This is a genomic window from Tenacibaculum sp. IMCC1 (assembly GCF_054906355.1).
Window position 1 is genome coordinate 1001001 of sequence record NZ_CM142818.1, and the last position, 14611, is coordinate 1015611.

Here is a 14611-nt window from a genome sequence, read left to right on the forward strand (position 1 = left end):
CTTTTGATTAAAAATAGTTCCATAAAAAAAATAACAGACTGGGAGCATTGGCCATCCGCTATGTTTTATCTTCCTAATCTTCCTTACGCTTTTTATCTAGCCTTCAAAGCCAAACATTTAGCTTTTTTTAGTGCAGCTAATCCATGTATAAAAAGCTCTGGAAATGGAACTGAAAGTAAGTACGAAACAATTTTATTAGTTCCTGAACAACATAGACCTAAAACAGTTTTAATTAAACCAAAAACTGATTTTAAAACTGTTTGTAAAAATATCAAAGAACAAAAAATTAATTTTCCTTTAATAGCAAAACCCGATGTTGGCTTTAGAGGTTTATTAGTTGAAAAAATAACTACAAAAGAAACATTAAAAAACTATCTTGAAAAATACTCCATTGACATTATTATTCAAGAGTTTTTAGATTATAAAAATGAGTGTGGGATATTTTATCATAGAAACCCAAAGGATGATTCTGGAAAAATTTCTTCATTAACTCTAAAACATTTTTTATCCGTTACAGGAGACGGGACCTCTACTTTAAAAGAATTAATTTTAGCTGATAAAAGAGCTAAATTATACGTCGATTTATTTTTTAAAATTCATCAAAATAAACTTACAGAAATACCTGTTAAAAATGAGGTTATTAAACTTACTGCTATAGGTAATCATTCTAAGGGAACTCAGTTTATTAATGGTAATCATTTGATAAATGATAAACTAACTGACACTTTTGATAAACTAAGTAAATCAATTCCCGGTTGGTATTATGGACGAATTGATTTAAAGTACAATACTTTTGAGGAGCTAGAAAAGGGTGTCAATTTTAAAATACTAGAAATCAACGGAATTATAGCAGAACCTACTCATATTTACGATTCACAAAATTATACCTATCTAAAAGCCTTAAAAGCTATAAGGGTACATTGGAAATCTCTTTTTAATATCGCCATTACGAACCATAAGAATTTCAATACTCCATATAAAAATTCGATAAGTTTTCTTTATGAAATTTTTTTACTAAAAAAATATACAAAAAAAATTAAACGTCTTTCTAAATAAAAAATCTTTCTTACCTTTGTAAGCGAATACATGTCCATGTATTTTTTAAGAATCCCCCCGAGTCTTAAGAACAATTAATTATTTAACTGAATGGAAAGAAGATTACTTTTTTCTTTGATTCTTGTTTGTGCTATTATCCCAACCTTTTCTCAAGTAAAAGTTGGAGATAATCCCTCTTCAATTCATTTAAGCTCTATCCTAGAACTAGAGAGTTCTGACAAAGTTTTAGTTATAAGTAAAATGACCAGCACTCAAATGAATGCTATTCAACCTTTGCGAGGTGCTTTAGTTTTCAACATTGACCAGAATTGTGTTTTCATGTACGATGGTAGCTCATGGAGAAGTTTATGTTCTTCAGGAACTAGAGAAAGTATTGACGTAACTACTTCTTCCACACCTCCTATTGATAATGAAATAGGTGATTTTTGGATTAACGACTCTCAAAATAATACCACCAGTATTTGGGATGGAACAAATTGGATTTCTATAGATAACAACCCTAGAAGAGGAAATGGAACACCTAATAATAGTACTGCCCCGAATCCAAGTTCTGGAGATGTTTATGTAGATACAACCACTGGTATAATTTATGCTTATGATGGTACAACTTGGGTGACATCTAACACAACACCATCTGCAAATAACGGACTTTTAATAAATGCTAGTAATACTATTCAATTAGGTGGCGTATTAATTCAACCTACCACTATTGAAACTAGTACTACAAATACATTAGCTATTAGTGGTTTAGAAAATGGAAGCACTACTACTGATGATATCGTTACAGTAGATAGAACTACTGGCGTTTTAAAAAGAACCGCTGCTTCTAACCTACTAAATGAAGAAGTTATAAAAATTATAGCAACTGATGGTCAGGTAACTTTTACAGGGCTTACATTATATACAACTGATAAAATTAATGTATACAGAAACGGAGTTAGAATAGACTTTACTGTTGATAATGCCACAACGATTACCATAGAACCTGAAGCAACATGCTATGCAGGTGATGAAATACGAATAGTTCAACTTTATTAATAACAATCCTTAATTAAAAATCTTAAAAACAATTTAATTATCAATTCATGAAAACAATTACAAACAAATTTAAATTAACATTAGCTGTCTTAAGTTTATTGGCTATTGGTACTGTTAGTGCGCAAATCACTGGTGTAGATATTGCTCCTGCAAATAAAGACATTCAAACTGGAGTAAATAAAACTATAAGAGTTATAGACAATAAAGGTACTATTAAATACATCCAAACTCAAAATGGTATTACTACATTAACTAATACTACTAACAATACCACTACCACCACTATTCAATTGGGAGGAACTTTAAATAGTGATACTACAATCACTTTAAATGATGGTACAACAGATCATAACTTTACTATTGATGGTATTAATTTTAACCTAAATAATACAGTTGTTGAAAACGGTGCTGCTGCAACTGCTGATGCAGGACAAGCTGATGGTATTTCTACTACTGGTTACACTCTTTTAGTAAGAGATCAAGCTACTGGTCAAGTAAAAAAATTACTGTTAAGTGATTTAATCCAAAGTGGTCATGATATTTTTGATAGTACTACTACACCTGCAGTTGTTGCTACAGCTAATCCTGCTACCTTAACTTTAGTACTTACAAACGCTCCTCAAACATTAGAGTTTAAAAATGTTAGTGTATATAGAAATGGTGCAAAACTGATTGCTAATAGAGATTATAGTATTATAGCTGGGGCAACTGCTACAGACCCTGCCTCTGTTTCATTAGCTCCTACCAATACAGCTCCATATGATTGGTCAATAACTACCGAAGATATTATCGAAGTTCATTGGTCTAAATAATTAAATCTTAATTTACCTTAATGCTTGAAAACATTAAACATATAAAAAGATTTATACTAGCTTTTGCATTGGCACTATCTTCTTTTAGTGCCAATGCACAAGAAGTTAGGATTATAGATAATAAAGGAACTATTCAAAAAGTAAATAATAATAACGTTACTACTTCTACAACCGCACCAACCAACCCTGTTGAAAATGATGTTTGGTTCGATACAACCAATAGTCAAATAAAAATATATGACACTGTAGACGGTTGGAAGTTAATTAGCTCTACTATTGCTTCTCAAAATATCTATACTGCCAACGGTGATTTAACTTCAAACCGTACTTTAAACGGCACCAATAGCTTTGGTTTAACTTTACAAAACTTAAACTATCTACAACTATTTAGTAACACTATACAAATAAATGGTATTAACAGTACCCAAATAAGTACCACAGGAGGCCCTATGCAACTATCTGCTTCTTCAACAATGCAGTTAACAGCCCCAAGTAATATTATTTTACAAAGTCCTACTGAATTTAACAGTAGCTTATTAGATATTAATAATTCTGCTGGAACTTCTGGTCAAATATTAACCTCTACAGGTACCGGTGTAGATTGGATAGATAATCCTGCTTTGAATAACTGGCTAATTACAGGTAATACTGGAACTACGAATACAAATTTTTTAGGAACGATTGATGATGTTAAAATGCAAATCCGTTCTAATAACGTTTCTATGCTAGAGTTTGGTAGAAGACAAACATTAGGCTTAAACGAACCAACTAGAACTGATTATAACAACCCAAACCAATCGTTAGTATATTTAAATGGTTCTGATGGTGTATCTGCATTACAATTTAGAGCTGACGGTGCTAGCTTTTACAAACCTATGTTTTATACAACTTCTAATGGAAGTTTTAGGTTAAAAGGTAGTTCTGGAGGTACTGATTTTTTTGAAATAGGTTCCGCTGGTCCTACTAATGACGGTCGTTTGGAGTTTGTTATTGCCGATGATGGAAACGAACCTATTGTTTTCAAAAGGTTTGACTATAGAAATGGAGAGTTCTATAAAGAGTTTTTTAGAGTTCAAGGATCTAATGCTACTGAGAATGCTAAAACACGTTTTGGTATTAATATTAATCAGAATCAATATTCTGTAACAGACAATATAAATGCACCTTCAAACGGAGGTGTTACAAACCCTAAATTAATAGCTAATTCGACTTTACAAATTGAGGGATCTGTCTCTAAATCTATTGAACAAATTAACTCTAACACTACACTTAATGAAGACCATCATACAGTAGTTGTTACAGCTAACGTTACAATTAATTTTCCTACAGCAAATACCTGTAAAGGAAGAATCTACATAATTAAAAATGTATCTGGTGGAAACATTAATTCTTCTACTTACAGAAACGAATCAAACACAGATACATCTACGATAAACAATAATACTACATTAAAGGTACAGAGTGATGGAACTAGATGGGTAAGTATTAGTAATATTCTAAACAATATTAATAATAATTGGAAAGTTACTGGTAACTCAGCCACAAATCCTACAAATAATTTTATTGGAACTACTGATGCTCAAGATTTATCTTTAAGAACAAACAATACTGAAGCAGTTAGAATTCTTCAATCTAATCAAAATGTTGGTATAAATACCACTATCCCTTCTGAACGTTTAGATGTTAATGGTAAAGTACGTATTAGAGATATATCTACTGTTACTACAAATAATGATATACTAACAACCAATACAAACGGTGTTGTTGAAAAGAAAAAATTGATTGCCTCTGAAAGTAATAATCAAATTTCTACTGGAGCCAATGGTGGTGTATATTTAGGACCAACTGTATATACTGGTGCTTTTATAATTAATACAAACGGAAATGTTACTATAAATACACTACCTTTTCAACCTTCTCAAATAACTTTTGTAGCTCACGCAAATGTTGAATCTTTTAACTTAGATCTAGACAATAATATAGGTGATAACAACAGAAGCATTGCTAATTCTTTTGGTACAATGAACGGTTTCGCTAGAAATGACTCTGGAACAATAACACAACAAGTTATTTATATTGGAGGTAGTGGTAATTCTATAAATGATATTTCAAGGTTTGCATCTTCTTCAAACTGTATAGGTTTAAGATATAGTGATCAAAATGGTAATGATCTCGGTAAAATTACAGCTTCCATGACCTCTTTTAATACAAATGGTTTTACTATTAATGTAAATAGAACTAATAATGCTAGCTCCGAAAACCTTGTTGTATTATACACAGCATATAAATAGTTTAAATGAAAAATCTATTTTTCATATTATTTTCTAGTTCATTACTTGCTCAAAATGCATTTTACAATGTTGGAAATGTGCAATTACATAACGACGCCAAAATAGGTTTTCATACTAATGTAGTAAATAATGGTACATTAGATAATTACACAGGTTTTGCTGGTTTCTATGCTGATAATGAAGTAAGAACGATTTCCGGTACTAATAGTGTTAGTTTTTTTAATGTAGAAGTTGATGCTTTACAAAATATAGAACTTTACAACTCTTTAAAAATTCGTAATCAATTAGACTTTATAAACGGGCAAATTGTCACACCTAGACTCGACAACTCTATTTCTCTTCAATTTTTAGACTATGATTTTTATGCCGGGGAAGATAACTCTAGACATATTAATGGTTATGCCTTAGTAGAACAAGGAAATAAAAATACTACAAATTTTACATTCCCAATTGGAGATGGAAGTATGTTGCGTCCTATGAGTTTACCAAACCATGATAAATATTATGTGTTCAAAGGAGCTTATTTTTACGAAAACCCAAATTTCCCTTCAACATTTACTTCAGTTTTTTTAACAGATCAAAAACAAGCTATTATCGAAAACGTAAGTAATATTGAGTTTTGGGATTTAGATGGAAATAATGAAACTCAAATTACATTAACATGGAACAACCGTAGTGATATTACATCAATAGCTAATCAAATTTCTCAATTAATAGTTGTTGGCTGGAGCAAAGCAGAAAATCAATGGGTAAACTTAAATGTAATGCAAGTTACCGGAGACTTGTCTGAAGGAACAATTACATCGGCGGCATTTACACCTAATAATTACGAAGTAATAACTATTGGTTCTTTGTTAAATAATGAAATAAGTAGTAACAATAACATTCTAATATCTCCAAATGGAGATAGTCTTAATGACTTCTTGGTCTTTGATGAAGTTAATAACTATACACATAATAAGTTAACAATTTATAATCGTTGGGGAAACCTAGTTTATGAAACTTTAAATTACAAGAATAATTGGGATGGAACCTCTAACGGTAGAGCTACACTAAACAAAGAAAGCAAACTTCCTACTGCTACGTATTTTTATTATTTAGAGCTAGGTAACTCACCCAATAAGCTAAACGTTATGAAAAAAGGTTGGGTGTATATTAACCGATAAATTATTAATTACTACTTTATTAATATTTTCTTAGGTGTTGTAGGATTATACCCAAAATCTGCATCAGGTAACTCTATTCCTAATTGATTTATAATAAAACCTATACTGGCAAAGTGATGTATTGCATGACTATGTGCCTGGATTAAAGCACTGCTTAAAGTATAATTTGCTGTTACTTTCCCTGTTCCTAAATCGTCAGTAACAGAAATAATTTTATCAAAATCTTCTGTCTTCAAACAATATAATTGCTCTATAACTTCATTAAAATATGCTATTCCTGAAGCTGTTTTTTGCTCTGCTAAATGATTACGTTCTCTATCAGAAAAATCAACACAGTTTTTATTTAGCCCATTAAAAATGCAGGTAAAAACGTCTAAAATATGTCTCATATTGGCCCCTATGCTCGAATAATAAGGCGGAATAGATGTATCACTATATTGTTCATCACTAATTGCTTCTAATAATTTAATCCCTCTTTGTAAATTTTTATCAATAGCTGCTATCATTCGTAAGTATAAGTTTTCAAGTAAGTCGTATAAATATAGAACTTTTTACGGGGAGAAATAAATTATTTTTTAAATCCTAAAAAAGACACTAAATATCAGTATTTTAAAGTAAAAAATCACTTTATATTATTACTTTTAAAAAGCTTTAAAATATTTTTTGGCACGTTCTTTGGAAAATTACATAACAACTGCGGAAGCCGAAAAGCATATAGAGTAAGCATAACCCTAAAATTAGCAATTATGAGAACAGGGATACTTTTATTATTAGCAATGATGTCATTAACAACTGTAAATGCCGACAACATTGAAAAATCAACTAGCAAAATTGGGGTTACATACCGTTATAATGAAGCGGTTACCTTTGTAGAAAGAGGAATCCAATTTCATGTGTTTTTAAATGGAGATTTCGATTTTAACACTCACTACGATAGATATTCTGACTATGGTGTACGTATAAAACGAGATAGAAGAGGACGTGTTAGAAGTGTTGGAAACGTATATATAAATTACGATGCCAGGGGAAATGTAAAAAGAATTGGTAGTGTATTTATGAGATACAAATTCGGAAACTTATTTAAGGTTGGAAATCTACATATTCAATATGATAGATGGGGAAACCCAAGGTTTAGAGGACATGTAAAATCAGGAGGACATCACTATTATGGAAATGATCATTATTATTACGATGATGGAGTTGATGTAAATATCGACATAAACATAGGAGATATTTTTGATTATGACGATGTATATTTTTACAGAAAAGACTTTAGAAGAAACTATCGTCAGTTTAGAGAAGATAAAAACTTTTATTACTACAGAGCATTACCTAATGCAAAAATTGGCAAGCGTAGTAAAGTTATAAAAAGACGTAAACATAAAATTTACAAAAACGACAACAATAAATATAGAAAAGGAAAGCCTGAACAAAGAGGTAAATCAAGAAGAAACCATGATTAAACAAAAATCCCTCATCAAAATTGATGAGGGATTTTTATATTTTATAATTTAATAATTACTTCGCTACATTTACTGCTCTTGTTTCTCTAATTACAGTAACTTTAACCTGTCCTGGATACGTCATATCATTCTGAATTTTTTGAGAAATATTAAATGATAATTCAGCAGCTTTAGTATCGTTAACTTTAGCACTTTCTACCATAACTCTTAATTCACGCCCCGCTTGAATTGCATAAGCTTTTTGAACTCCGTTAAATCCAAAAGCAATATCTTCTAAATCTTTTAAACGTTGAATATAAGAATCTAATACTTGACGACGTGCACCAGGTCTTGCTCCTGAAATTGCATCACAAACTTGAACAATAGGAGCTATTAAACTCTTCATCTCAATTTCATCGTGGTGAGCTCCAATTGCATTACATACATCTGGTTTCTCTCCGTACTTTTCAGCCCATTGCATCCCTAATAATGCGTGTGGTAATTCGCTTTCTGTTTCAGGTACTTTACCTATATCGTGTAATAAACCTGCACGTTTAGCTGCTTTAGCATTTAATCCCATTTCAGCTGCCATAATACCACAAAGATTTGCTACTTCACGTGAGTGTTGTAATAAATTTTGACCATAAGAAGAACGATACTTCATACGTCCTACAGTTTTAATCAATTCGGGGTGTAAACCATGAATTCCTAAATCAATAACAGTACGTTTACCAACTTCAATAATCTCCTGAGTGATTTGTTTTTCGGTTTTCTTTACGATCTCTTCAATTCTTGCTGGGTGAATTCTTCCGTCTGTAACTAATTTATGCATTGATAAACGAGCAATTTCACGACGAACAGGATCGAAACACGATAAAATAATTGCCTCTGGCGTATCATCTACAATAATCTCAACTCCAGTTGCAGATTCTAAAGCTCGAATATTACGTCCTTCTCTACCAATAATTCTACCTTTAACGTCATCTGATTCTAAATTAAATACCGACACACAATTTTCTACAGCTTGCTCTACTCCTACTCTTTGTATAGTGTTTAAAACCACCTTACGAGCTTCTTGTTGCGCTGTCATTTTAGCTTCTTCAATGGTATCTTGTATGAAAGACATTGCATCAGATTTTGCCTCATCTTTTAATGATGCAACTAATTCTGTCTTAGCTTCATCTGCAGATAAACCTGAAATTTGCTCAAGCATGTCTACATGACGCTTGTGCATTTTTTCTAGCTCAGATTCTTTTTTTTCTAAGAACTCTAATTTATAATCAAAATCAGCTTCTTTTTTTTCTAATTGTTTATTAAGTTTTCTGTTCTTATCTAGTTCTGATGATACTTGACTCTCTTTATCTCTAATTCTTTTTTCTACATCAGAAACTTTCTTTTCTCTAGATAAAATTACTTTTTCATGCTCTGATTTTAATTCTATAAACTTCTCTTTGGCTTGTAATATTTTATCTTTTTTTATTGCTTCAGCCTCTACTTTAGCTTCTTTAAGAATGCTATTAGCCTCTTTTTTTGTTTCTTGTATTAATTTATTTGCATTAGATTTTTCTAACATTTTAGCAATAAAAAAACCTACTGCTACACCTATAATTCCTGCTAAAACAGGAAATAATATTCCCTCCATAATTTTGATTTGATTGTATAAAAAAAGCCCACATTAATAGGGTTTTAAAAACTCCAAAATAACAAGTTTAGGATTAACTGATTGATCAAGGATCCGAGGTAAAATCGGCTTGCTTTACTAATCACGACTCATCCTTTATAATTGAATAACGTTGAGTTTAACAAACAATGTACTAATGTAGGCAGTATATTAAATAATATATTTTAAAGAACGTTATAATAAATGATCTTCTAGCAAGTTAGTCAATTCATTTATCTTTTGAAATACTTCGGCTTTTTCTTTAGTATTTTTTAACGATACTATTTCTGCTTTTGATGCAAACTGTAAAGCACTCATTGCTAAAACATCTTGCTTATCTGCTACCGCATAATTTTGTTCAAACTTGGCTATTAATTCGTTAATACTTTTTGCTGCTTTTCGTAATCCTTCTTCTTCATCTGTACTATTTACACTTAATGGATATGTTCTCCCAGCAATTACCACATTAACTTTTATTTTTGCCATGCAAAAAAACTTATATTATGTATTCAAAAGGGTGATGCACTTATCAATCTCTCGAATTAAAGTATTTATTTTGAGTTTTGTTTCTCTTGTACTTTCGTTACTGCCCTCAATAGTTTTTGCAACTTTCAGCAAATTAAATTGTTTTTGCTGTTCTTCTAATTGCCTCTCTTTTTCCTGTAATAAAACTTGTAACTCTCCGTTATTTTGAAGTAAAACTCTATTTTCTTCTTTCAAAAACTCGTAGTTCGAAAGTAAGTCCTTCAATCTATCTTCCAGTAAATGAACTGCTTTTAAAGGGTTACTCATTTATTTTAGAGAATAAAACTATATTTACAAAGTTATTAATATAACTTATAATTAGCAACTCTTTTAGTGTTTTTTACTAAATTACTGATTTTAAATCTTTAACAGCTTTAATAGAATTTTATTAGTTTTGCTTTAAAACTGTTGCATTTTGAAATTTTATTTTTCTCTTATTCTATTTATCTTTTTTATTTGCGGACAAGCTCAAAATAAGTATCCGCGAAACTATTTTTCAAACCCTTTAAAAATTCCTATTGTATTGTCTGGTACTTTTGGAGAATTACGAAGTAACCACTTTCATTCTGGAATAGATATTAAAACTCAAGGTAAAGAAGGTATTCCTATTTACGCCCCTGCTAATGGATATGTTTCTCGTATAAAAGTGCAGCAATATGGTTTTGGAAAGGCTTTATATATAACGCACCCTAACGGTTATACAACTGTATATGCACATTTAAAACGTTTTGAACCAAGCATTCAACAGTATGTAAAAAGTATTCAGTACAAAAAAGAAAAATATAGTACAGGAAACCTTTTTCTTAAATCAGATAAATTCCCTGTAAAAAAAGGACAACTTATTGGTTATACTGGTGATACTGGTAGTTCTGGAGGTCCGCACTTACATTATGAAATTCGAGATACTAAAACAGAATATATTATTAACCCAATGCATTTTGGTTTAACAGCTGAAGACGATAAAACTCCTACTGTTCAAAAATTAGTAGCCTATCCATTAAGTGATGATGCTAGAATTAATAATTCGGCATTAAAATCTGTTATTTCATTTAAAAATAATGGTGAAGGTAATTATGTTGCCGAAAAAATTACTGCCAGTGGCACTATTGGTTTTGGTATTAGCGTGTTTGACCGATTAAATGGTGCTTTAAATAAAAATGGAATTTATAGTTTAGAAATGAAAGTAAATGGTAAACGTGTGTATTATCATGATGTTGAAACCTTTTCTTTCGCAGAGAGTAAATATATTAACTTATTAATTGACTATAAGCATTATAAAAAATATAGAGATAGAGTACAAAGAACACACAAGGTAAACGCAAATAGACTTAGCTTATATGAAGATTTAATAAACAACGGAAAAATATATATTGAAAACGGAGCTAATTACAATATTGAGATTATAGCCAAAGACTTCAAACATAACACTTCTAAAGTAAGGATACCAGTTAGAGGAACTGCAAGCAATTTAGTCTTTAAGGAAAAAGATACTACTAACTATAAAATTATAGCAACTAACTTTAATAAATTTCATCAAAAAAATGTAACAGTTGCTTTTCCTAAAAACACTTTTTATAAAGATTGTTTCATTGATTTTAAAGTTGAAAATGGTACTGCAAAAATTCACGACCCTACAATTCCTTTAGACAAACGTTATACACTAACTTTTGAGACTTCTTTTTTAACAGAAGATCAAAAACAACATGTATATATCGCTAATGTTACAAATCCTAAATATCCAAGATACACATCTACAAGAAAAAAAATTGACAAAGTATATACTACCACTAAACTCTTAGGTAGTTATGCTTTACGTTTTGACACAGGAAAACCAACTATTCAGCTATACAATTTTAGTAACAATCAGTGGATTTCTAAAAATAAAACACTGAAAGTTAAAATTGGGGATAAAGAAACGGGAATAAAAAATTACCGCGCTACTATTGATGGTGAATGGATTTTAATGGAGTATAACCATAAAAAAAGAATACTTACATACGATTTTAATGATAAAAAGTTGGTTGGTAGCAAACATATTTTTAAACTTGTAGTCTCTGATAATGTGGGTAATACTGAAACATTTTCAGCAACATTTTTCAGAAAGTAAACTAAACAAGCTTGAAAAAATTTATTCTTTTATTACTGTTCCCTTCACTCGTTTTTGCACAAAAAACAGCTACAGTAAAAGGAATCATTACCAATAAATTCAATACACCAATTGAAGGAGTTGCGATTTCCTATTTATCTAAAGGAACTACTACCGATGCTAATGGAATGTATCAATTTACAATTCCTATCCGTAAAACTGTTACTGTTACATTCACACATGTTTCTTATAAAACTTTGGTAAAAAAATTCACTTCTAGAGGAAAAAGAAACTTTAACTTCTCTCCTACTTTACAAATTAAGAGTGAAAAATTAGAAGAAGTTATCGTTAAAAGCCAACAAAAAGAAGCCCAAGGAATTACCAAAATAAAAACTAAAAAAGTAAAAAACATACTTGGTGCTAATGCTGGTGTTGAAAATATATTAATGACGCTCCCTGGAGTTAGTAACAACAACGAATTAAGCACTCAATATAATGTTCGAGGTGGTAATTTTGATGAAAACCTAGTATATGTTAACGGAATTGAAGTGTATCGTCCATTTTTAATCCGTTCTGGCCAACAAGAAGGCTTAAGTTTTACCAATCCGCATATGATTCAGAATATCAATTTCTCTGCAGGTGGATTTCAAGCAAAATATGGAGACAAACTATCTTCTGTACTAGACATTACCTATCGAAAACCAACTAACTTTGGCATACAATTAGATTTGAGTTTGTTAGGAGGAAGTTTTACTATAGAAGATACTTATGTTAATAACAAACTAAGTGCAATTGTTGGTGTTCGTTACCGTGATAATAGTTTATTTGTAAATAGTAAACAAACCGAGGTTAACTTTAGACCTCAATTTACAGATGTTCAATCATTTTTAAGTTACCAAGCTACTGATAAACTCACGTTAAACTTCTTAGGAAACTTCTCTCTCAACAATTACAATTACAAACCATTAACTCGTAAAACCCGATTTGGAACTTTAACGAATCCACTAGAATTAATCGTTTTTTATCAAGGGCAAGAAAAAGATCGTTTTCAAACCTTATTTGGAGCGCTCTCTGCTGATTATCAAGTTAACGACAATCTAAAACTTACTGGTACTATTTCTTCTTTTAATACACAAGAAGAAGAATATTTTGATATTGCTGCCGCTTACGCCATAGGAGAAGTAAATAGCAATATTGGTTCTGAAAATTTTGGTGAAGTTGAATTTTCTCAAGGAATAGGTTCGCAAATTAATCATGCACGTAACGACTTGGATGCTTTAATCAACAATATTCAACTAAAAGCTACTTTAAAAGATGATAATAATGAATGGAAAGCTGGTATTAAATACCAAAAGGAAAATATTAAAGACCGTATTCGTGAATGGGAAGTGATAGACTCTTTAGGTTTTTCTGTTCGTCCACCACACCACACCGGAAATAATCAACCATACGAACCTCTTACAGGTCCTATTAATCCTTACAGAAATGTGAGAGCAGAAAATGAAACAAACATTAGCCGTATTACTAGTTTCTTACAATTCAGTAGAAAAGCAATGTGGAATGACCACCAAGTTTGGATGAATATTGGAGTTCGTTCTCATTATTGGTCTATAAAAACAGCTTCTACTAATAGTTATTCTCAAACAATCTTGAGCCCTAGAGCGCAATTTGCTATTAAACCTGATTGGGAAAGCGATATGCTATTTAGAATATCTGGTGGATGGTATTCACAACCTCCATTTTATAAAGAATTACGTGATTATGACGGACAAGTACACCCCAAAGTAAAAGCGCAAAAGTCAATTCACATAGTTGCTGGGAATGAATATAGTTTTAACGTATGGGAACGCCCTTTTAAATTAGTTACTGAACTTTATTACAAAGATTTATCAGATGTAAATGCTTACTCTGTTGATAATGTCCGCATTCGTTATCGCGCAGACAATCTTACTAATGCCTATGCTTACGGTTTAGATGTTCGTTTAAACGGAGAGTTTGTACCTGGTAACGACAGTTGGGTTAGCTTTGGTTATTTAAAAACCGAAGAAAATATTAACAATAGAGGTTATATTGCTCGACCAACTGATCAACGTTTAAAATTTGGTGTATTATTTCAAGATTATGTGCCTAACTTACCTGACTTAAAAGCTTATCTAAACCTTGTTTATAACACTGGGTTACCTGGTGGAGCTCCTGCTTACGCTGATGTATATCAATTTCAAAATCGTTTGAACGATTATAAACGTGCCGATGTAGGAATTTCTTATGTTTTTGCTGATGCTAACAAACAACATAAAACTGGATTCTTACGTAACTTTAAAGAACTTACCGCTGGTTTAGAATTATTTAACATTTTCGACATCCGTAACTCCAACACCAATACATGGGTACGTGATGCTTACAGTAAAAACCAATACGGTATTCCTAACTATATGACAGGAAGAGTGTTGAACTTTAAGTTAGGAGTACAATTTTAGTCTTCTCTACTCTTTTTTAACGAAAAATTAGCGAAAAAACTTCCTTAAGCATTTTCCA

12 protein-coding genes and 1 other RNA gene are annotated in these 14611 nt (G+C 31.1%); 8 read left to right on the forward strand and 5 right to left on the reverse strand.

Translation table 11 applies throughout. The annotated features are described in order from the left end of the window. Positions 1-3: 3 nt before the first annotated feature. The 5 genes from ACXIHB_RS04525 (at position 4) to ACXIHB_RS04545 (ending at position 6363) form a co-directional block, all read left to right on the forward strand. Positions 4-1056 (forward strand): ATP-grasp domain-containing protein, encoded by a 1053-nt coding sequence (locus tag ACXIHB_RS04525; RefSeq protein WP_053056709.1) that lies wholly within the window; start codon positions 4-6, stop codon positions 1054-1056. A 90-nt stretch (positions 1057-1146) separates the two neighbouring features. Then, a complete protein-coding gene (locus ACXIHB_RS04530) occupies positions 1147-2094 on the forward strand; it encodes a hypothetical protein (RefSeq protein WP_462099022.1) in 948 nt (315 codons plus the stop codon). 47 nt (positions 2095-2141) lie between these two features. Further along, positions 2142-2906 carry a hypothetical protein gene (locus ACXIHB_RS04535; protein WP_047789624.1) on the forward strand — a complete coding sequence of 255 codons (765 nt, stop codon included), beginning with the start codon at positions 2142-2144 and terminating at the stop codon, positions 2904-2906. Positions 2907-2926: 20 nt separating this feature from the next. Continuing rightward, positions 2927-5197 (forward strand): hypothetical protein, encoded by a 2271-nt coding sequence (locus tag ACXIHB_RS04540; protein WP_462099023.1) that lies wholly within the window; start codon positions 2927-2929, stop codon positions 5195-5197. A gap of 5 nt (positions 5198-5202) precedes the next feature. Continuing rightward, a complete protein-coding gene (locus tag ACXIHB_RS04545; RefSeq protein WP_462099024.1) occupies positions 5203-6363 on the forward strand; it encodes a gliding motility-associated C-terminal domain-containing protein in 1161 nt (386 codons plus the stop codon). A gap of 11 nt (positions 6364-6374) precedes the next feature. Here ACXIHB_RS04545 and ACXIHB_RS04550 read toward each other — a convergent pair whose 3' ends face one another. Next, positions 6375-6869, reverse strand: a complete 495-nt coding sequence (locus ACXIHB_RS04550) for a DinB family protein (RefSeq protein ID WP_047789621.1) — start codon at positions 6867-6869, stop codon at positions 6375-6377. A 240-nt stretch (positions 6870-7109) separates the two neighbouring features. Here ACXIHB_RS04550 and ACXIHB_RS04555 point away from each other — a divergent pair, with 240 nt between their 5' ends. Continuing rightward, positions 7110-7826 carry a hypothetical protein gene (locus ACXIHB_RS04555; RefSeq protein ID WP_073183261.1) on the forward strand — a complete coding sequence of 239 codons (717 nt, stop codon included), beginning with the start codon at positions 7110-7112 and terminating at the stop codon, positions 7824-7826. 55 nt (positions 7827-7881) lie between these two features. On the opposite strand, the gene rny is transcribed toward ACXIHB_RS04555, so the two are convergent. The 4 genes from rny to ACXIHB_RS04575 all read right to left on the reverse strand — a co-directional run bounded on the left by rny (position 7882) and on the right by ACXIHB_RS04575 (position 10257). Beyond that, the gene (gene rny / locus ACXIHB_RS04560; protein ID WP_047789620.1) at positions 7882-9447 is read right to left on the reverse strand and encodes a ribonuclease Y; all 1566 of its coding nucleotides are present in this window, start codon (positions 9445-9447) and stop codon (positions 7882-7884) included. Positions 9448-9495: 48 nt separating this feature from the next. Next, positions 9496-9604: non-coding RNA, 6S RNA (ssrS, locus tag ACXIHB_RS04565), on the reverse strand. 56 nt (positions 9605-9660) lie between these two features. Continuing rightward, complete coding sequence (locus tag ACXIHB_RS04570; RefSeq protein ID WP_462099025.1) at positions 9661-9951, reverse strand: cell division protein ZapA; 291 nt, start codon at positions 9949-9951, stop codon at positions 9661-9663. Between the two features lie 15 nt (positions 9952-9966). Next, positions 9967-10257 (reverse strand): hypothetical protein, encoded by a 291-nt coding sequence (locus tag ACXIHB_RS04575; protein WP_047789618.1) that lies wholly within the window; start codon positions 10255-10257, stop codon positions 9967-9969. A 148-nt stretch (positions 10258-10405) separates the two neighbouring features. On the opposite strand from ACXIHB_RS04575, the gene ACXIHB_RS04580 reads away from it, so the two are divergent. Next, positions 10406-12097 carry a M23 family metallopeptidase gene (locus ACXIHB_RS04580; protein WP_462099026.1) on the forward strand — a complete coding sequence of 564 codons (1692 nt, stop codon included), beginning with the start codon at positions 10406-10408 and terminating at the stop codon, positions 12095-12097. An 11-nt stretch (positions 12098-12108) separates the two neighbouring features. Next, entirely contained in the window at positions 12109-14553 is a 2445-nt protein-coding gene (locus ACXIHB_RS04585) for a carboxypeptidase-like regulatory domain-containing protein (protein WP_462099027.1), read from the forward strand. Positions 14554-14611: the final 58 nt, after the last annotated feature.